Source organism: Indioceanicola profundi (assembly GCF_003568845.1).
Taxonomy (GTDB): Bacteria; Pseudomonadota; Alphaproteobacteria; order Azospirillales; family Azospirillaceae; genus Indioceanicola; species Indioceanicola profundi.
The window spans coordinates 3,175,505-3,192,368 of record NZ_CP030126.1; the positions used below are offsets into that span (position 1 = coordinate 3,175,505).

The window sequence follows — 16,864 nt, forward strand, 5'->3', positions numbered from 1 at the left end:
GGGCTCCGGACGATCCGGGGCCCCTTTTCCTTTGGGCGGCGCTAAAGCCCTCTCAGGCCGCCATGCGCGCCCACGACCTCCCCGGTCACCCAGGCGGAGCCGGGGCCGGACAGCCAGGCCACGACGGCGGCGATATCCGCCGGCTCCCCGATGCGGCCCAGCGCGGTGCGCTCCATGACCTGGGCGGCGCGGCTCATGTCGCCGGACTTGAAACGGTCGGTGGCGGTCACGCCGGGCGCGACAGCGTTGACGGTGATGCCCAGCGGCCCCAACTCCTGCGCCAGCACGCCGGTCATGGCATGCACCGCCCCCTTGCTGGCGGCGTAAAGGGCGCGCAGCCCCACCGGCATGTCCACGATCACGCTGCCCACCAGCACGATGCGCCCGCCGGCCGTCATGTGCCGCGCCGCCTCCCGCGCCAGCAGCAGCGGCGCGCCGGCGTTCACGGCCAGCACCCTGGATATCTCTGCGGGCACCAGCTCCCGCACCGGGCCGAAGCCGCCGGTTCCGGCGTTGCAGACCAGGATGTCGGGCGTACCCATGCGGGCCATGGTTTCGGCGTACAGCCGGACGGCCCCGCCCTCCTCGGCCAGCTCCACCAGATCGGCCTGGAAAATTTCCGCCCGCACGCCATGGGCGCGGCAGGCCGCGGCCACACTTTCCGCTTCCGCCGCCGCCTGACCGTAATGAATGGCGACATCGGCGCCGTCGCGCGCCAGCCGCTCCGCAATGGCGGCGCCGATCCCGCGTGAGGCGCCAGTGACCAGCGCCAGCTTGCCGTTCAGAAGCTTTTCCATGCACAGTTCCGCAGCAAGGCCAGACCCCATCGAGCCCGGAACGGATAGCACGAGACATGAAGCTGTATACCTATTTCCGCTCCTCCGCCGCCTACCGGGTGCGGATCGCGCTGAACCTCAAGGGCCTTGGCTACGAGGCGGTGCCGGTGCATCTGCTGAAGGACGGGGGGGAGCATCTGCGGCCCGAATACCGGGCCATCAACCCGCTGGGGCTGGTGCCCTCGCTGGAGGATGCCGGCAACCTGCTGACCCAGTCGCTGGCCATCGTGGAGTATCTGGAGGAGACCCGGCCGGAACCGGCCCTGCTGCCGAAGGACGCGCTGGCGCGTGCCAGGGTGCGGGCCTTCGCCCACGGCATCGCCTGCGACATCCACCCGATCAACAATCTGCGCATCCTGAAATATCTGCGCGGCCCCCTGCACCAGGGGGAGGACCAGGTGCAGCGCTGGATCAGGACCTGGGTGGAAACCGGCATGAACGCGCTGGAGCGTATGGTGGACCGGCCGGGCCGCATCCCGCAGGAGGGCGGGCGGTTCTGCTTCGGCGACACGCCCGGCATGGCGGACCTCTGCCTGATTCCGCAGATGTTCAACGCCCGGCGTTTCGAGTGCGACCTCTCCGGCTGCCCCACCCTGGTCGCCATCGACGCCCACTGCCGCACCCTGCCGGCCTTCGCCGATGCAGCGCCGGAGAATCAGCCGGATGCCGCATAGGTCGTGCTGACAATAAACGTAGGTCGGTCACGCGCAGCGTGGCCGAAACCCTTCGCCTGTCCGGTCCATTTGACGCTGTTCTCCCTGTGGAGGGGGGGGCGGGGAATTGGCAAGGATGACGGGATGGCGCGCCGGACCGGCGGAGCCAGTCCTGGATCACCAGCCCGCACCGGCGGATGAGGTGCTCTCCCTCATCCTATCCATCCCATTCATCCTTGCCTGATAACCGAATGCCTGCCGGGGCTGGCGCGGACAGGGTCGAATGGATGGGCTGGTGACATCTCGAAAGATGAAAAAGATGGAAAGGATGAAAATGATGGAGCGGGGCCATTCGCCTAAGCCTCAGCTTCCGGTTCGTCTTGATCACTGCCTGCGGCGCGCCCGGTCCATCATCTTTATCCTTCCCATCTTTTTCATCTTTCATAATGTCAACAGCCCCGACGCCCGCCTTTCGAGATGACACAAGCCCCGAACCGCACCGGGTCGTGAACCAGCGCCCGGCCGTGCTAAGCTCCGGCCGGTTCAGGTCTTTTCGGATGTGAGATGAGAAATTTCCACTGGCACCCCGCGTTGATCCTGGTCCTGCTGATCCTGGGCGGGCTGGCGTATCTTTTCTTCGATTACGGCACGCTCGACCGTTGCCAGATGATGCGTCAGGAGGTGCGGCAGCGCTTTACGCGGGGAGAGGTGCCGGCCGAGGTGCGGGACAGCCCCGGCGGGCAGCTTGTGGTCGGGCTGGTGGAAGGCGGGCCGAGCCGGTTCCTGACCTACGACCTGTCCAAGAATGTCTGCATGACGAAGACCGCCCGCATGTGGTTCGCCGACGACACGGAGATCGGCGCGATCCTGATGGACTGAGCGGGCGTCCGCTCAGCCCTCGGTCAGGCGGATGATGACATCGACGCGGGCCACGCGGGTGCCCGCGGGCGCATTGGGGATCGCGGCCAGGGATACATGCTCCCCCGGAATGTCCTGCAGCTTGCCGGACCCCTCATAGAAGAAGTGGTGGTGGTCGTCGGTGTTGGTGTCGAAGTAGGACCGTCCCGCTTCCACCACCACCTCGCGCAGCAGGCCGGCGCCGGTAAACTGGTGCAGCGTGTTGTAGACGGTAGCCAGCGATACCTGCATGGAGGCGGCGGCTGCTTCGCCATGCAGCTGTTCCGCCGTGACATGGCGTTCCTGCCCGTCGAACAGCAGCTTCGCCAGTGCAAGGCGCTGGCGGGTGGGGCGCAGACCGGCCTTGGTCAGGCGGTCCAGGGCGTGGCTGTAGGGTCTCGTCATGCTCATGAACAGCATATGAGCGGGCAGATGCACCGTTGGAAGAGGGCCTGACAGGCGATCCCCGTTCGGATGCACTGCAACGCAGGCGGATATATTTGGAATGATTCCGATCTGCGTTGCAACTGCGAAAAGCGCGGCATCATCCCAGCCCCACCAGAAGGACCAGGGCCGCGGCGGCGGCAACCAGCGCCCTGTCGCCCCGCGGCGATACCGCCGCCCGCAGGAAATCCTGGTCGGCGGCCTGTGCATCCAGCCGCAACAGCATGGAAAGCCGCCCCATCGCCAGAACGGCGATGAGCACGGCCAATAGGCAGATCGGGATCAGGGTCCAGGCAACCATGTCCCCTTAACACGGGGACAGGGCCGCGGGTTCACACCGGCGGCACGGAGCCCGCCGGGCGGGGTCAGTACCCCGTCTGGATGCGGTCTATCAGCTCCTTCACCGTCGGCACGAAGCCGTTGGCGTACCATTCGTCCTGGCCGAAGCGATAGGCGTTGTGACCGGCGAACATCAACTGGTCCTCGGTATCGTCCGAGTGGCTGATGTTCTGCAGGGTCTTCTGGATGCAGAAGCTGCGCGGGTCGGCCTTGCGGCCGGTGGTGCCTTCCTCGTTCTGCGCCCAGTTGGAGAACTGGCAGGCGCTGAGGCAGCCCATGCAGTCGACCTGGTCCTTCAGGATTTCCCGGCTCTTCTCCTTGGTCACGAAGATGAGCGTGGTGTCCGGGGTCTTCAGGGCAGTGTCGAAGCCCTCCCGCACCCAGCCCTCCGCCCGCTCCTTGTCGTGCGGGGTCAGGTAGACGGGGCGGCCGCGGGGGCCGATCAGGAATTCGTCCGTGTGGTCGCCCACGGGATCGTTGGAATAGACCACCTGCCGCTCGGACCGCTTCCGCAGCTCCTCCAGGAAGGGGTTGCGCACGGCCGAGGAGTAGAAGCCGGTGGGGCTGAACTTGTTCAGATAGACATCGCCCGGCTTCAGCGTCAGCAGACGCTGCTTCCAGGCGGTGCTGATCGGGCTTTCCTGCGTCAGCAGCGGGCGGGTGCCGAACTGGAAGGCGACGGGGCCGATCTCCGGATTGTCCAGGAAATGCTGCCATTCCGATAGCCACCAGACGCCGCCGGCCATGACGATCGGCACGTTCTGAAGGCCGAAGCCGTTCATCATGGTGCGCAGGGCCGCGACGCGCGGATAGGGGTCCTCCGGCTTCAGCGGGTCCTCGGAATTGGACAGGCCGTTATGGCCGCCGGCCAGCCACGGGTCCTCGTAGACAACGCCGCCCAGATGGTCGGGCCACTTGCTGTAGGCGCGCAGCCACAGCGCCCGGAAGGCGCGGGCGGAGCTGACGATGGGGTAATAGTGGACGCCGTGCTTCACGGAGATTTCCGCCACGCGGTAGGGCATGCCCGCACCGCAGGTGACGCCATGGATCAGGCCCTTGGCCCCTTCCAGCACGCCGTGCAGGATCTGCTCGGCCCCGCCCATCTCCCAAAGCACGTTCATGTGGATGCGGCCCTGGCCGTTCGACATCTCGTGCGCGATGCGGGCCTGGGCGATGCCGCCCTGGATGCCGTAGGCGATCAGCTCCTCATGCCGCTCCCGCCGGGTGCGGCCGCGATAGACCTGGGGGACCAGGTTGCCGTCCTCGTCATAGAAGTCGGCATTGACGCCGGAGAAGGTTCCGATGCCGCCGGCCGCCGCCCAGGCGCCGGAGCTTTCCCCGTTGGACACGGAAATGCCCTTGCCGCCTTCCACCAGCGGGAGAACTTCCTTGCCGGACATGACCAGGGACTGCAACGCCTTCAACGTTCCCTCCGAAACACGCTCCTGCGGCCCTGATTGCGGGCGCATGCAAGGCTGCATATAGGAATTGGCCCCGCAGCGGAAGAGCCTGCCTCACGCTTTGTTACAGCCTGTAGCAAATGCCGCTGGGCCGGTTGGCACATCGCCAACAGACAAACCGCCCTGGTATCCACCTGCTATTTCCGTCATCCTGGCTTCCGCCGGGGCGGTCGGAACACATGAAGCCGGCCCCCGGCCCGTCAACCGCCCGCCATCAGGGGCGCCAGGGTCTGGGGCGTGTCGGTGAAGACGCCCGCCACACTCCAGGACAGGACCTCCCGCGCCGCCGGAAGGCTGTTGACGGTATAGGCCAGCACCGGGCGGCCGGTGGCGCGGTAGGCCTTGATGCTGGCCTCATCCTCCCTCCGGGCATTGACATGGATGGTGGCGGCCCGGACCCGGTCGGCCTGTTCGGCCCAGTCGGGCCGGCGGCGGTCGATCAGGTAGCCGATGGGCCAGTCCGGGGCCACGGTGCGCGCCATTTCCAGCGCTGCGAAATCGAAGCTGCTGACCAGCGGCGGGGGCGCGCCCTCGGGCCAGAGGGAGCGGGCCAGGGTCAGCGCCACCCCGGCCGTCTCCTCCGCCCGGCCGGGGCAGGGCTTGATCTCCAGATTGATGCGCATGCCCAGCCGCCAGACCAGGTCCAGCGCCTCCGCCAGGGTGGGCACCTGCTCGCCGATGAAGGCGGCCCCGAACCAGCGCCCGGCGTCGAGCTGCTTGACGTCGGCCAGCGCCTTCTCCGCCACCGGGCCATTTCCGTTGGTGGTGCGGTCGACCAGATCGTCATGCATCAGGATGGGGATGCGGTCGGAGGTCAGCTTGACGTCCACTTCCACCCATGTCGCCCCCTGGGCCGCCGCGGCCTTGATGCCGGCCAGTGTGTTCTCCGGCGCGTGCTTGGCGGCACCGCGGTGCCCAATGATGCGCGGAAGCTCGATCATGGCGTGCCCCTTTCCTGTTGCGCCGGCGGCTCCGCAACCGGGAAGCCGAGCGAGGCGAAATTCTCCTGCGTCGCCGCGGACAGGCGCAGCCCGTTGGCCTCCGCCGCCCGCGCCACCATCTCCGCCACCGCCTCGAACCCGTCCAGCGTGCTTTCCAAGCCGATCCGGCGCGGTTTACCGGCGGGGGTGCGGCCCTTGACCACCAGATGCATCCACCCCCCGGTCCGGTCCCGGCGCGTGGAGTAGTAACGGAGATCGACGGATTGCATCTCCCGCCAGCGGATGGCCGCGCCCAGGGGCGCGTGCAGCATCAGCCCTTCCTCATCCACCTCCACCCGCGTCAACTGGCGCTGGCCGGTGCGGGCGGCGAAGAGGACGAAGAGAAATGCGGCCGCCAGCAGTGGCACGGCGATCAGCGGATGCGGGTGGGCCAGCAGAAAGGGAAACAGCGTCAGCGCCAGCCCGGCCCCGGCCCGCAGCCAGTCCGCCCGCAGCGCCGCCGCGGGATAGCGTCCGAAATTGCGGGCCACGGTTGGGGTCAGTCCACCCGGACCAGCATCGGGCCCAGCGGCCGGCCGCCCAGGATATGCACATGGTAGTGCGGTACCTCCTGGTGGCTGTCCGGCCCGTGGTTGGCGACCAGCCGGTAGCCGGTATCCTCCACCCCCGCCTGCTGGGCGATCAGCCCCACCGCGCGGGTGAAGGCCACGATCTCCTCCGGCCGGGCGGTCTCGGCGAAGTCGGCATGGCTGACATAAGGGCCCTTGGGGATCACCAGGATGTGGGTGGGGGCCTGCGGCCGGATGTCATGAAACGCCAGCACATGCTGGTCTTCGAACACCTTATTGCAGGGAATCTCCCCGCGCAGGATTTTGGCGAAGATGTTGTTCGGATCGTAGGCCATTCGGTCCCCCCGGAGTCTGCGTTCTATCAGCTTTTGCGGCTCTTCTTTTCCTCGATGCCGCTGATGCCCTTGCGGTTCTCCAGGATGGAGAAGACCTCCGCGGGGTCAAGCCCTGCATCGGCCCATAGCACGAGAAGGTGGTAGAGCAGGTCCGCCGACTCTTCCGCCAGCTTCTGACGGTCGCCGCGCACGGCCTCGATCACCGTCTCCACCGCCTCCTCGCCCACCTTCTGGGCGATCTTGGCCCGCCCGCGGGAGAAGAGCCGCGCGGTGTGGGAACTGTCGGGATCGGCGCCCTTGCGGGACAGGATGGTGGCGTAGAGCTCATCCAGGATGCCGGCATCCTGTTTCGACTTGGCCATCGGGGCTGTCCTTCAATCCAGGCGGATGGGAATGCCGGCAGCGGCCATGTGTTCCTTGGCCTGCCGGACGGAGAAGGTGCCGAAATGGAAGATGCTGGCCGCCAGCACGGCGGAGGCATGGCCCTCCCGCACCCCGTCCACCAGATGGTCCAGGGTGCCGACGCCGCCGGACGCGACCACCGGCACCGGCACGGCGTCGGCCACGGCGCGGGTCAAGCCGAGATCGAAGCCGGATTTGGTGCCGTCGCGGTCCATGCTGGTCAGTAGGATTTCGCCGGCCCCGTATTCGGCCATGCGCTGGGCCCATTCCACCGCGTCCAGGCCGGTGCGGTTGCGCCCGCCATGGGTGAAGACCTCCCACTTGCCGGGGGCGACGGCTTTCGCATCCACCGCCACCACCACGCACTGCGCCCCGAACTTCTCCGCCGCCTCGCGCACGAAGTCGGGGCGGTTCACGGCGGCGGTGTTGATGGACACCTTGTCGGCCCCGGCCAGCAGCAGCTTGCGGATATCCTCCACAGCCCGCACGCCGCCGCCCACGGTCAGGGGCATGAACACCTGTTCCGCCGTGCGGCGGACCACGTCGAAGATGGTGTCCCGGTTCTCGTGGCTGGCGGTGATGTCCAGGAAGGTCAGCTCGTCGGCGCCGGCGGCGTCATAGACCCGCGCCTGCTCCACCGGGTCGCCGGCATCAATCAGGTCCACGAAGTTGACGCCCTTGACCACACGGCCGTCCTTGACGTCCAGGCAGGGGATGATGCGGCTCTTCAGCATAAGCGGCTCACCGGTCGCCCATCAGGGCCAGGGCTTCGGCGGGATCGACCCGGCCGTCATACAGGGCGCGACCGCAGATGACGCCAGCGATGCCGGTATGCGCCTCCGCCTTCAACGCCTCCAGGTCCTTGATGCTGGAAACGCCGCCCGAGGCGATCACCGGAGTGGTCAGGTGGCAGGCCAGATTGGCCGTGCTTTCCACATTCACCCCGGCCATGGCGCCGTCGCGGTTGATGTCGGTGAAGATGATGGCGGCGACACCGCAATCCTCGAACTTCAGCGCGAGGTCCAGCGCCTTGATCTCGCTGGTCTCGGCCCAGCCCTCCACCGCCACATAACCGTCGCGGGCGTCGATGCCCACCGCCACGCGGCCGGGGAAGGTGCGGCAGGCCTCCTTCACCAGCTCGGGATTCTTCACCGCCACGGTGCCCAGGATCACGCGGGTCACGCCGCGCTCCAGCCACTGCCCGATGGTGGCCATGTCGCGGATGCCGCCGCCGAGCTGCACCGGCAGCTCCACGCGCGCCAGGATGCGCTCCACCGCCTCGGCATTCACCGGGCGACCGGCGAAGGCGCCGTTCAAATCCACCAGATGAAGCCAGCGGAAGCCGGCGGTCTGGAAGCTTTCCGCCTGCTCGGCGGGGTCGATGTTGAAGACGGTCGCCTGATCCATTTCGCCGCGCAGCAGGCGCACGGCCTTCCCGTCCTTCAGGTCGATCGCCGGATAAATGATCATGATGAGAGCGGTACCCCGGTGATGTCGGTCGTCGGCTTCGCCTTGGCGGTCAGGTCCTTGTAGTAGAAGAAACCGGCAAAGACCTGCCCATGCGCCTCGGCATAATAAGGATGTGTTCCCCAGCGCTGATAGCCAAGCTGTTCATACAGGGTGATAGCCGCTTTCTGGCTGTCGCGTACGTCCAGATTCAGGACCTTGTACTTTTCCGTACGCGCCCGCTCCTCCACCGCCAGGGTCAGCTTGCGGGCCAGGCCGTGGCCGCGCGCCCAGGGGGCGACGAAGCTGGTGGTCAGGGTGGCGGCGAAGCGCTGCGCCTCGTTGTTCCGGGTCGGGCGCACAAGCTGGGCGGAGCCGCAGATGATGCCGTCCAGCCGTCCGACGAACAGCGTACGTTCCGGAACCGCCAGCACGCCTTTCCAATAGCGTTCCATGGCGGCGCGGTCGGGCGGGTCCACCCAGCCGAATCCGCCGCCGTCCTTGATCGCCGCATCGGTCGCATCGCACAGATCCTCCAGGTCGCTGGCCCGGAACCTGTCGATCTCCTCGACCTCGGTGACTGCCTTCAAGCCGCTCATGGGCCGACCTCGGGTGTCGTGGATGCCTGACGGCTCACAGCCGCCAGCGCAGGAAGGACGAAATCAGCGCCAACCCGGCCGCCTGGCTCTTCTCCGGATGGAACTGCGTTCCCACCAGATTGTCGCGCCCGACGATGGCCGCCACCGGCCCACCATAGTCCACCGCGGCCAGAATCCGGCCCGGGTCCTTCGGCACCATATGGAAGGAATGCACGAAATAGGCGTGCTGTCCCGCCTCTATATCGGCCAGAACCGGATGGCCCGGCTGCCGCACTTCCAGTGCATTCCACCCCATATGGGGAATCTTCAGGCTGGGGTCCGCGGGCCGAAGCGGCACCACCTCGGCATCCAGCCAGCCCAGCCCCTCATGCGTTCCATGTTCCCGCCCGATGCGGGCCATCAGCTGCATGCCGACGCAGATGCCGAGGAAGGGCCGGCCGCCGCGGATCACCGTCTCCTCCAGCGCCTCCATCATGCCGGGCACGGAGCGCAGGCCGCGCATGCAGTCGCCGAAGGCGCCGACGCCGGGCAGCACGATGCGGTCGGCCGCCCGCACCCGCGCCGGGTCGTCGGTGACCTCCACCGTCAACCCCATCCCGTTCTCCAGCGCCGCCCGCTCCACCGCCTTGGCGGCCGAGCGCAGATTGCCGGACCCGTAATCGATCAGCGCGACCGTGCTCACAGCGAACCGCCCAGGACGCCCTTGGTGCTGGGCACCGCGTCGGATTTGCGGGGGTCGATCTCGATGGCGGCGCGCAGGGACCGGGCCAGGGCCTTGTAGCAGCTCTCCACGATGTGGTGGTTGTTCTCGCCGTACAGGTTCTCGACATGCAGGGTGGCGCCGGCCGCCTGGGCGAAGGCCTGGAACCATTCCTTGAACAGCTCCGTGTCCATCTCCCCCAGCTTGTCGCGGGTGAACCCCACCTTCCAGATCAGGTAGGGGCGGTTGGACAGGTCGATGGCGCAGCGGGTCAGCGCCTCGTCCATCGGCAGATAGGCGTGGCCGTAGCGCTGGATGCCCTTGCGGTCGCCCAAGGCCCGGTTCACCGCCTCGCCGATGGCGATGCCGCTGTCCTCGGTGGTGTGGTGGAAGTCGATATGCAGATCGCCCTCCGCCTCCACCTCCAGGTCGATCAGCGAATGGCGGCTGAGCTGCTCCAGCATATGGTCCAGGAACCCGACGCCGGTCCTGACCTCGTACCGGCCGGTGCCGTCCAGATCGACGGTGACCTTGATGCGGGTTTCCTTGGTCGTACGCTCGACCGTGGCGCGGCGGCTCATGGGCGGCCCCTCTGGCTCGGGTGTCACCGGTTAGGTAGCAGCCACCCCCCGCCCTGTCCAGCCAGGGGCCCGTCCCGCCTGGGCCAAGGCTGATGCGTGCCGGGCGCATTGCCGCGACTACACTTGCAGGATAGGGTTCCTTTCTCTCGTAAAACGGGAAGGCGCCCGGCATGCGCGCAGCTTCCGCCATCATCGTTCCGGCCGTCCTGGCGACGGCCCTGCTGCTGACCGGCTGCGGTGGGATAGGCCTGCCGGAGGACCGGAGGGGGGCCCCTGCGGAAACGATGCCGCAGCCGGGACGGCTGGCGCCGGTGCTGCTGAACCGGGTGCGGGTGGATATCCCGCGCGGCACCGACTTCGGCGGCTACGAGTTCGGCCTGCTCTGCGCCCCGCCTTATCAGCGCCTGGGCTGGACCACGGCCCGCCAGCTCCTGTCCGATGCCCAGGGGACTGTTGAGGACGGGCTGGCGGAGGGCGGGCTGGACGTGGCCGGCCAGGCCCGCCGCCCCTTCGAGGTGGAAGAAGACATGCAGCGGGCGGAGATGCAGGTGGCCGGCCGGGTCACCGGCCTGCGCGTCGCCCTCTGCAACCGCGTGAACTGGCTGACCGGCTGGAGCGAGGGGGCGAGCGGGGAGGCGGTGGTGCGGGTGGAATGGAGCCTGTTCGACCGCCTGACCCGCCGCACTCTGGCGACCGAGGTCACGGAGGGGCGGGGGGAGACCGACGGGGCCACCCTGGATGGCGAGTTCTCGGCCGTCCACGCCGCGCTCTATGACGCCGCTGCCCGCTTTGCCCGCTCCCCCCGGCTGCGCCTGCGCCTGTCCCGCGATGGCGGCGCCCGGCCGCAGAGGGCGGAGGCGCAGCCGGGGGCGGACGGCGTCGATCCCTGGCCGGACGATACCCCCGGCCCGGCCCGTTGGAGCACGGGCGCGGACCTCGCCGAGGGTGCGGGCGGCATGGCCGGGGAGCGGGACATTGCAGACCTGGACGATGCTTCTCCTGGCCTCCCGCCCGCCCGGTCCATGCCAGCCCTGTCCACGGAGGTGCCGCCGGCGGCGCTCCCGGCAGACGACCGGAGTTCGGGCAGGCGAGACCGCGCCGCTCCAGACGGGCAGGATGCTCCCGGCGTGTCGGCTTCTCCCGATGCGGTCCATCTAGGAGCCCGCTGGCCGGCACTGGCGATCCCGGCCCTCCCGCCCTATGCCGCTCCCCTGGCCGGGCGGGCGGAGCGGGTGCAGGCCGGCGGGGTGATGGTGGCGGCGGGGGCGGGGCACGGTTCCGGCTTCTTCATCGCCGACGGGCTGGTCCTGACCAACGCCCATGTGGTGGGGCACGCCGCCCGCGTGCGGGTGGTCACGGCGGACGGCACTGCCCTGGTCGGCACGGTGGAGCGGCGGGAACCGATGCGCGACGTGGCCCTGGTCCGGGTGCCGCGCGGCGGCTGGCCCCCGATGCCCCTGCGGCTGGCTCGGCCGCGGGTGAGCGAGGATGTATTCGCCCTGGGCGCGCCCTTGCTGGAGCGCCACAGCGGCACCCTCACCCGCGGCATCGTCAGCGCCTGGCGCACCCGTGAGGGCGGCCAGCTCTTCCTCCAGGCCGACGTCGCCATCCAGCCCGGCAGCAGCGGCGGGCCCCTGATGGACGGGCACGGCAATGTGATCGGCCTGACCGTGTCCGGCGTCGGCGAAACCGACCACGGCATCAACTACTTCATCCCGATCCCGGAAGCGCTGGAGCGGCTCGGGATCGTGCTGAAGGCGGCGGGAACGGCAGCGGATGGGCAATGATGTGAAGAGGGACGACCCGCTGAGCGCCGAGGTGCTTGGAGCGGCATTCGCCGTTGCCAACACCCTCGGCCATGGCTTCCTGGAAGCCGTCTACCGGCGCGCCATGGTCCGCGAACTCTCACTGAAGGGCATCCTGGTTGAGGAAGAGGTCGGCTTCAGCGTCACTTACAAGGGCCAGCAGGTTGGCCGCTATAGGGCCGATCTGGTCGTGGATGGCCGGATCATTGTCGAACTGAAATGCGTCGAACGGCTTGTCTCACCCCACGTCGCGCAGACCTTCAACTATCTCAGGGCAAGCGGGCTTTCGGTGGCGCTGCTCGTCAACTTCGGGCGGCCGAGGATCGAATGGAAGCGGCTGTATCTGGGCGAGGGGTTTTGAGAGTGGGACAGCTTCGAGAGCCAGCGTTGGAAGGGAGACATTCTAGAAAGATGAAAATGATGAACAGGATGAATATGATGGGGCGCGGCGGACTGGTTCAGTCTGCCATTCGCCGACATCAATTTTGAAATGGGCGCTTTGCGCCCGGTAAAGATCCGGATTTGTTCATGCCATGGCTGCTGAAGGTCCTCGCAGCTGGAGACGATGCTCTCCTCCATCATTTTCATCCTGTTCATCATTTTCATCTTTCTAGAATGTCTCCCCTCCCGACGCCAAGCCCGTGTCCTCACCCCTCCCGACACAAGGCCCCGACATCGCCCCCCACGGCGCATGATCGAGCGCATCCCCGCCCCGCTTGATCCGTTCTTGCCCCTGCCCACATAGCAGGGATCGATTCCGGGGGCCGGCGTGTGGCGCCGAGCCGCCCCTTCCGTAACCGGCAGGTCAGATGTCCAATACCTCTTCCAGCCACGATCCGATCCAGTGGCACGGCACCACCATCCTGTGTGTCCGCAAGGGCGGGCAGGTGGTGATCGCCGGTGACGGCCAGGTCTCCATGGGCCAGACCGTCATGAAATCCAATGCCAAGAAGGTCCGCCGCCTGGCCGGCGGGCAGGTGATGGCCGGGTTCGCCGGCGCCACCGCCGACGCCTTCGCCCTGTTCGAGCGGCTCGAGGCCAAGCTCGAGCAGCATCCGGGCCAGCTCACCCGCGCCGCCGTCGAAATGGCCAAGGACTGGCGCACCGACCGCTATCTGCGCCGGCTGGAGGCCATGATGGCCGTGGCCGACAAGGATGTCTCCCTGGTCATCACCGGCAATGGCGACGTGCTGGAGCCGGAGGACGGGATCATCGGCATCGGCTCCGGCGGCAGCTTCGCGCTGGCCGCCGCCCGCGCCCTGATCGACCAGGACCTCGACGCCGAATCCATCGCGCGCCGCGCCATGAAGATCGCCGCCGATATCTGCGTCTATACCAACCACAATGTCGTCGTGGAGAAGATGTGACCATGACCGCCTTCTCCCCCCGCGAGATCGTTTCCGAGCTCGACCGCTACATCGTCGGCCAGCATGAGGCGAAGCGCGCCGTCGCCATCGCGCTGCGCAACCGCTGGCGCCGCCAGCAGCTTCCCGAGGGGCTGCGCGAGGAGGTTCTGCCCAAGAACATCCTGATGATCGGCCCCACCGGAGTCGGCAAGACCGAGATCGCGCGCCGGCTGGCGAAGCTTGCCAACGCGCCCTTCCTGAAGGTCGAGGCCACCAAATTCACCGAGGTCGGCTATGTCGGCCGCGATGTGGAGCAGATCGTCCGCGATCTGGTGGAGATCGCCATCACCCTGACCAAGGAGCGGCTGCGCAAGGAGGTCCAGGCCAAGGCGGAGCTGCATGCCGAGGACCGGGTGCTGAACGCCCTTGTCGGCGAGAGCGCCGGCACGGAGACGCGCGCCAAGTTCCGCAAGATGCTGCGGGAAGGCACGCTGAACGACAAGGAAATCGAGATCCAGGTCCAGGACAACCAGACCCCGGGCATGCCGACCTTCGACATTTCCGGCATGCCCGGCTCCCAGATGGGCATGGTCAATCTGGGCGACATCTTCGGCAAGGCCTTCGGCGGCCGCATGAAGACCCGCCGCATGACCGTGGCGGAGAGCTACGAGGTGCTGGTGGCTGAGGAGGCCGAGAAGCTGCTGGACCAGGAGAAGGTGACCAAGGAGGCGATCCACGTCACCGAGCAGACCGGCATCGTCTTCCTGGACGAGATCGACAAGATCACCGCCCGGTCGGAGCGCGGCGGCGCCGATGTCAGCCGCGAAGGCGTGCAGCGCGACCTGCTGCCCCTGATCGAGGGCACCACCGTCAACACCAAGCACGGGCCGGTGAAGACCGACCACATCCTGTTCGTGGCCTCCGGCGCCTTCCATCTGGCGAAGCCCAGCGACCTGCTGCCGGAGCTGCAGGGCCGCCTGCCGATCCGGGTCAATCTCCAGCCGCTCACCCGCGACGATTTCCGCCGCATCCTGACGGAGCCGGAAGCCAGCCTGATCAAGCAGTATATCGCGCTGCTGGCCACCGAGGAGGTGATCCTGGACTTCACCGAGGACGGGATCGACGAGCTGGCCAATCTGGCCGCGGAGATCAACCGCACGGTGGAGAATATCGGCGCCCGCCGCCTGCACACGGTGATGGAGCGCCTGCTGGAGGATGTCAGCTTCAACGCCTCCGACCGCGGCGGCCAGACCGTGACCATCGACAAGGAATTTGTCCGCGCCCAGCTCGAAGGGCTGGCGCAGAACACGGACCTGTCGAAGTTCATCCTGTAAGACGCGTACGCCCTACCCCGCCGCCCGCTCCAGCACCACGTCCACGCCCGATTCCTGCACCGGGCGGAAGCCGTGTCGGGCCAGCAGGCGGCGGGCCGGGTTGTTGTAGAGCAGGGTTATCCTGAGCGGCCGGCCGGCCTGTCCGGCCAGGGCGCACAGTCCGGCGATCACCTGCCCGCCCAGGCCGCCGTTCCGCAGGGCGGGATGTATCACCCCGTCCAGCAGCAGGATGGGGCCGGAGCCCGTCCAGTCCAGCACCATTCCGCCCGCCACCCCCTCCCGCCCCAACAGTATGAGCGGCGTCGCGCCGGGCCTGCGGCGGCGCAGGCCGGAGCGCCACTCGTCCAGCCGCATGCCCGTCATCATGCCGCGCACCTCCGCCGGGGCGTTGGCCAGGCTTTCCTCCACCTCCGCCGCGATCAGGGCGCGCATCTCGCCGACATGGTCGGGCATCGCCGGGTGGCAGGACAGGGGACGGGGCAGGCAGGACAGGCGCTCATGCAGCAGGACGGGAAGCGGCGACATCTTTGACCTGGGCGGGAGAGTTGCGCTGGAGCGTGCAACCTATTCCTGTCCGTCGCATCCTGTGCGTGAACTGCTTCACAGCCCACGCACGTACATCCTCATCACCTGTTAGTCGATCCGCCGCACCGTATAGCCACGGTCGGCCAGCAGCTTGGGCAGGGCGTCCGGCCCGACCAGATGCAGCGCGCCGACGGCGACGAAATCCGTACCGGATTTCTTCAGCTCGGCCTCCATGGCGTCGGCCCAGGCCAGGTTGCGTGCCCGCACGAACACCTCATAGGCATGGGGATGCTCGTTCAGCAGGTCGGCGACGAACACATCCTCCAGCCCGCTGATGTCGCCGGCCGCCCATGAGGCGACGACCTTGTCCAGATGGCCCAGCTCGGCCATGTCGTCCAGCGTGGCTTCCAGCAGGGCCACCTGCACGTCGTCCGGCAGATCGGCGATGAAGCGGATCTGCTGTTCCGCCGTTTCCAGCTCCCGCACGGCGGAGTCCGGCACCAGCCGGCGCAACGCCTTGTCCACGCCGCTGTCGGGCGAATAGCCTGCCCGCACCATGGCGACTCCGGCCAGCATCACCGCGGCCGGGGCGGGCTTGAAGGGGTCCAGCTGGGCCGGCTGCGCGCCCAGTTCCGCGGCCATGGCGCCGAACCGCTTGTACAGGGCCGGGTCCAGCCTGGACGAGAGCGGGTTGTTCGTGTCCAGCATCAGCGGGACCATGCGGCCCATCAGGACCGGGTCCTCCAGCCGAATCGGGTCCACCTCGAACCAGACCTCTTCCGCGGTCTCCAGCGCCTTCCGCATCTCCTCGGATTTCCACTGCGTGTCCGGCCGCAGGACGTGCACCGTGCCGAACAGGACCATCCGGCTGTCGGCATCCGTCACTTCCCACATGGGCGGCTTGGCCGCGGCCGGCTGGACCGCCGCAATTCCCATCGCCGCCGCGGCAATAGCGCCGCATGCCCACCGTGCCCAGACGATCATTCCGTTACTCCCGATTGCATGCCGGATGCCCGGCGCGACCGGCAGGATAAGCGCCGGAAGCGGCAGGACCAAGTGTAACCGTTATGGTCCATATGCGGACTGGTTATTGCGCTAACGGACCACAACGGTTACATTCTCCCGCATGTCGTCCGGCCACCAGATATTCTTCCTGATGACCCGGGCCAGCCATGCGCTGACCCGGTTCGTGGACCGTGAGCTGGACTCGCGCTTTTCGATCACCTCCACCCAACTTGCCGCATTGACGCGGATCGCGGCGGATGAGGGCTGCCTGCTGACGGAGCTGGCGGCGGGGCTGGGGCTGAACAAGTCGGCCGTCACCACCCTGGCCCGCCGGCTGGAGCGGCAGGGGCTGGCGGTGCGGGAGGCGAGTGCTGCCGACGGACGCGCCACCAGCCTGTGGCTGACCGACGCGGGGCGGGAGGTGGTGACCCGGGCCGGGCCGCTGCTGGTCGAGTTCGATGCCCGTCTGGCCGACGATCTCAGCCGGGAGGAGGCGGCGCTGGTGGCGGGGTTCCTGTCCGGCCTTCTGGACCGGTTCGCAGGCTCCGGCCCGTCGCTGCGGGAGCGGACCTACTGCCCGCCGGCCCGGCATGGCCGGCTCCCGCGGGAGTAATCCCGATCAGGGCTGGACGGATCGCCCCGCCGAC

At 67.9% G+C, this 16,864-nt stretch carries 22 protein-coding genes; 7 read left to right on the forward strand and 15 right to left on the reverse strand.

The features are described from left to right. Window positions 1-41 precede the first annotated feature (41 nt). Entirely contained in the window at window positions 42-797 is a 756-nt protein-coding gene (locus tag DOL89_RS15190; RefSeq protein ID WP_119679908.1) for an SDR family NAD(P)-dependent oxidoreductase, read from the reverse strand. Between the two features lie 56 nt (window positions 798-853). Here DOL89_RS15190 and maiA point away from each other — a divergent pair, with 56 nt between their 5' ends. After that, entirely contained in the window at window positions 854-1,510 is a 657-nt protein-coding gene (gene maiA / locus DOL89_RS15195; RefSeq protein WP_119679909.1) for a maleylacetoacetate isomerase, read from the forward strand. A gap of 543 nt (window positions 1,511-2,053) precedes the next feature. After that, window positions 2,054-2,368: a hypothetical protein gene (locus tag DOL89_RS15205; RefSeq protein WP_162937549.1), complete on the forward strand. Its 315-nt coding sequence runs from the start codon at window positions 2,054-2,056 to the stop codon at window positions 2,366-2,368. Window positions 2,369-2,380: 12 nt separating this feature from the next. On the opposite strand, the gene irrA is transcribed toward DOL89_RS15205, so the two are convergent. The 12 genes from irrA to hisB form a co-directional block, all read right to left on the reverse strand. Then, window positions 2,381-2,797, reverse strand: a complete 417-nt coding sequence (gene irrA, locus DOL89_RS15210) for an iron response transcriptional regulator IrrA (protein WP_119680466.1) — start codon at window positions 2,795-2,797, stop codon at window positions 2,381-2,383. A gap of 133 nt (window positions 2,798-2,930) precedes the next feature. After that, window positions 2,931-3,131 carry a hypothetical protein gene (locus DOL89_RS15215; RefSeq protein ID WP_119679912.1) on the reverse strand — a complete coding sequence of 67 codons (201 nt, stop codon included), beginning with the start codon at window positions 3,129-3,131 and terminating at the stop codon, window positions 2,931-2,933. A gap of 64 nt (window positions 3,132-3,195) precedes the next feature. Further along, window positions 3,196-4,638, reverse strand: coding sequence for an NAD(P)H-dependent flavin oxidoreductase (locus tag DOL89_RS15220; protein ID WP_449768885.1), 1,443 nt, complete (start codon window positions 4,636-4,638; stop codon window positions 3,196-3,198). Between the two features lie 191 nt (window positions 4,639-4,829). Next, on the reverse strand, window positions 4,830-5,570 hold the full coding sequence (locus DOL89_RS15225) for a glycerophosphoryl diester phosphodiesterase (RefSeq protein ID WP_119679913.1): 741 nt from the start codon (window positions 5,568-5,570) through the stop codon (window positions 4,830-4,832). Then, a complete protein-coding gene (locus tag DOL89_RS15230) occupies window positions 5,567-6,100 on the reverse strand; it encodes a hypothetical protein (protein WP_225889821.1) in 534 nt (177 codons plus the stop codon). Before DOL89_RS15230 ends, DOL89_RS15225 begins: the two co-directional genes overlap by 4 nt. An 8-nt stretch (window positions 6,101-6,108) precedes the next feature. Further along, on the reverse strand, window positions 6,109-6,474 hold the full coding sequence (locus DOL89_RS15235) for a histidine triad nucleotide-binding protein (protein WP_119679915.1): 366 nt from the start codon (window positions 6,472-6,474) through the stop codon (window positions 6,109-6,111). Between the two features lie 26 nt (window positions 6,475-6,500). Continuing rightward, window positions 6,501-6,836: a phosphoribosyl-ATP diphosphatase gene (locus DOL89_RS15240; protein WP_119679916.1), complete on the reverse strand. Its 336-nt coding sequence runs from the start codon at window positions 6,834-6,836 to the stop codon at window positions 6,501-6,503. Window positions 6,837-6,848: 12 nt separating this feature from the next. Next, window positions 6,849-7,610, reverse strand: a complete 762-nt coding sequence (gene hisF, locus DOL89_RS15245) for an imidazole glycerol phosphate synthase subunit HisF (RefSeq protein ID WP_119679917.1) — start codon at window positions 7,608-7,610, stop codon at window positions 6,849-6,851. Window positions 7,611-7,617: 7 nt separating this feature from the next. Continuing rightward, complete coding sequence (hisA, locus tag DOL89_RS15250; protein WP_119679918.1) at window positions 7,618-8,346, reverse strand: 1-(5-phosphoribosyl)-5-[(5-phosphoribosylamino)methylideneamino]imidazole-4-carboxamide isomerase; 729 nt, start codon at window positions 8,344-8,346, stop codon at window positions 7,618-7,620. Beyond that, entirely contained in the window at window positions 8,343-8,921 is a 579-nt protein-coding gene (locus DOL89_RS15255; protein WP_119679919.1) for a GNAT family N-acetyltransferase, read from the reverse strand. The genes hisA and DOL89_RS15255 overlap by 4 nt, the downstream gene beginning before the upstream one ends. Window positions 8,922-8,955: 34 nt before the next feature. After that, entirely contained in the window at window positions 8,956-9,603 is a 648-nt protein-coding gene (hisH, locus tag DOL89_RS15260; RefSeq protein ID WP_119679920.1) for an imidazole glycerol phosphate synthase subunit HisH, read from the reverse strand. Next, on the reverse strand, window positions 9,600-10,202 hold the full coding sequence (hisB, locus tag DOL89_RS15265; RefSeq protein ID WP_119679921.1) for an imidazoleglycerol-phosphate dehydratase HisB: 603 nt from the start codon (window positions 10,200-10,202) through the stop codon (window positions 9,600-9,602). Before hisB ends, hisH begins: the two co-directional genes overlap by 4 nt. Before the next feature lie 170 nt (window positions 10,203-10,372). Here hisB and DOL89_RS15270 point away from each other — a divergent pair, with 170 nt between their 5' ends. From DOL89_RS15270 to hslU, 4 genes are all read left to right on the forward strand, one after another. Further along, a complete protein-coding gene (locus tag DOL89_RS15270; RefSeq protein ID WP_119679922.1) occupies window positions 10,373-11,989 on the forward strand; it encodes a S1 family peptidase in 1,617 nt (538 codons plus the stop codon). Next, the gene (locus DOL89_RS15275; RefSeq protein WP_119679923.1) at window positions 11,979-12,368 is read left to right on the forward strand and encodes a GxxExxY protein; all 390 of its coding nucleotides are present in this window, start codon (window positions 11,979-11,981) and stop codon (window positions 12,366-12,368) included. The genes DOL89_RS15270 and DOL89_RS15275 overlap by 11 nt, the downstream gene beginning before the upstream one ends. A gap of 448 nt (window positions 12,369-12,816) precedes the next feature. Next, window positions 12,817-13,374, forward strand: coding sequence for an ATP-dependent protease subunit HslV (hslV, locus tag DOL89_RS15280; protein WP_119679924.1), 558 nt, complete (start codon window positions 12,817-12,819; stop codon window positions 13,372-13,374). A gap of 2 nt (window positions 13,375-13,376) precedes the next feature. Beyond that, the gene (gene hslU / locus DOL89_RS15285; RefSeq protein WP_119679925.1) at window positions 13,377-14,687 is read left to right on the forward strand and encodes an ATP-dependent protease ATPase subunit HslU; all 1,311 of its coding nucleotides are present in this window, start codon (window positions 13,377-13,379) and stop codon (window positions 14,685-14,687) included. 12 nt (window positions 14,688-14,699) lie between these two features. Here the strand turns inward: hslU and DOL89_RS15290 are convergent, their stop codons facing one another. After that, window positions 14,700-15,212: a GNAT family N-acetyltransferase gene (locus DOL89_RS15290; protein WP_119679926.1), complete on the reverse strand. Its 513-nt coding sequence runs from the start codon at window positions 15,210-15,212 to the stop codon at window positions 14,700-14,702. Window positions 15,213-15,320: 108 nt separating this feature from the next. Further along, window positions 15,321-16,196 (reverse strand): TraB/GumN family protein, encoded by an 876-nt coding sequence (locus DOL89_RS15295; RefSeq protein WP_162937550.1) that lies wholly within the window; start codon window positions 16,194-16,196, stop codon window positions 15,321-15,323. Between the two features lie 142 nt (window positions 16,197-16,338). Here DOL89_RS15295 and DOL89_RS15300 point away from each other — a divergent pair, with 142 nt between their 5' ends. Further along, entirely contained in the window at window positions 16,339-16,830 is a 492-nt protein-coding gene (locus DOL89_RS15300; RefSeq protein ID WP_119679928.1) for a MarR family winged helix-turn-helix transcriptional regulator, read from the forward strand. Window positions 16,831-16,864 lie beyond the last annotated feature (34 nt).

Excerpts from the sequence above, each read along its gene's own strand:
- DOL89_RS15215 (WP_119679912.1), bottom strand. The coding sequence starts at position 3,131 with ATGGTTGCCTGGACCCTGATCCCGATCTGCCTATTGGCCGTGCTCATC.
- maiA (WP_119679909.1), top strand. The coding sequence starts at position 854 with ATGAAGCTGTATACCTATTTCCGCTCCTCCGCCGCCTACCGGGTGCGG.
- hisB (WP_119679921.1), bottom strand. The coding sequence starts at position 10,202 with ATGAGCCGCCGCGCCACGGTCGAGCGTACGACCAAGGAAACCCGCATC.
- hisA (WP_119679918.1), bottom strand. The coding sequence starts at position 8,346 with ATGATCATTTATCCGGCGATCGACCTGAAGGACGGGAAGGCCGTGCGC.
- irrA (WP_119680466.1), bottom strand. The coding sequence starts at position 2,797 with ATGAGCATGACGAGACCCTACAGCCACGCCCTGGACCGCCTGACCAAG.
- DOL89_RS15290 (WP_119679926.1), bottom strand. The coding sequence starts at position 15,212 with ATGTCGCCGCTTCCCGTCCTGCTGCATGAGCGCCTGTCCTGCCTGCCC.
- DOL89_RS15190 (WP_119679908.1), bottom strand. The coding sequence starts at position 797 with ATGGAAAAGCTTCTGAACGGCAAGCTGGCGCTGGTCACTGGCGCCTCA.
- hisF (WP_119679917.1), bottom strand. The coding sequence starts at position 7,610 with ATGCTGAAGAGCCGCATCATCCCCTGCCTGGACGTCAAGGACGGCCGT.
- DOL89_RS15270 (WP_119679922.1), top strand. The coding sequence starts at position 10,373 with ATGCGCGCAGCTTCCGCCATCATCGTTCCGGCCGTCCTGGCGACGGCC.
- DOL89_RS15240 (WP_119679916.1), bottom strand. The coding sequence starts at position 6,836 with ATGGCCAAGTCGAAACAGGATGCCGGCATCCTGGATGAGCTCTACGCC.
- DOL89_RS15225 (WP_119679913.1), bottom strand. The coding sequence starts at position 5,570 with ATGATCGAGCTTCCGCGCATCATTGGGCACCGCGGTGCCGCCAAGCAC.
- DOL89_RS15205 (WP_162937549.1), top strand. The coding sequence starts at position 2,054 with ATGAGAAATTTCCACTGGCACCCCGCGTTGATCCTGGTCCTGCTGATC.
- DOL89_RS15220 (WP_449768885.1), bottom strand. The coding sequence starts at position 4,638 with ATGCGCCCGCAATCAGGGCCGCAGGAGCGTGTTTCGGAGGGAACGTTG.
- hslU (WP_119679925.1), top strand. The coding sequence starts at position 13,377 with ATGACCGCCTTCTCCCCCCGCGAGATCGTTTCCGAGCTCGACCGCTAC.
- DOL89_RS15255 (WP_119679919.1), bottom strand. The coding sequence starts at position 8,921 with ATGAGCGGCTTGAAGGCAGTCACCGAGGTCGAGGAGATCGACAGGTTC.
- DOL89_RS15275 (WP_119679923.1), top strand. The coding sequence starts at position 11,979 with ATGGGCAATGATGTGAAGAGGGACGACCCGCTGAGCGCCGAGGTGCTT.
- hslV (WP_119679924.1), top strand. The coding sequence starts at position 12,817 with ATGTCCAATACCTCTTCCAGCCACGATCCGATCCAGTGGCACGGCACC.
- DOL89_RS15295 (WP_162937550.1), bottom strand. The coding sequence starts at position 16,196 with ATGATCGTCTGGGCACGGTGGGCATGCGGCGCTATTGCCGCGGCGGCG.
- DOL89_RS15300 (WP_119679928.1), top strand. The coding sequence starts at position 16,339 with ATGTCGTCCGGCCACCAGATATTCTTCCTGATGACCCGGGCCAGCCAT.
- DOL89_RS15235 (WP_119679915.1), bottom strand. The coding sequence starts at position 6,474 with ATGGCCTACGATCCGAACAACATCTTCGCCAAAATCCTGCGCGGGGAG.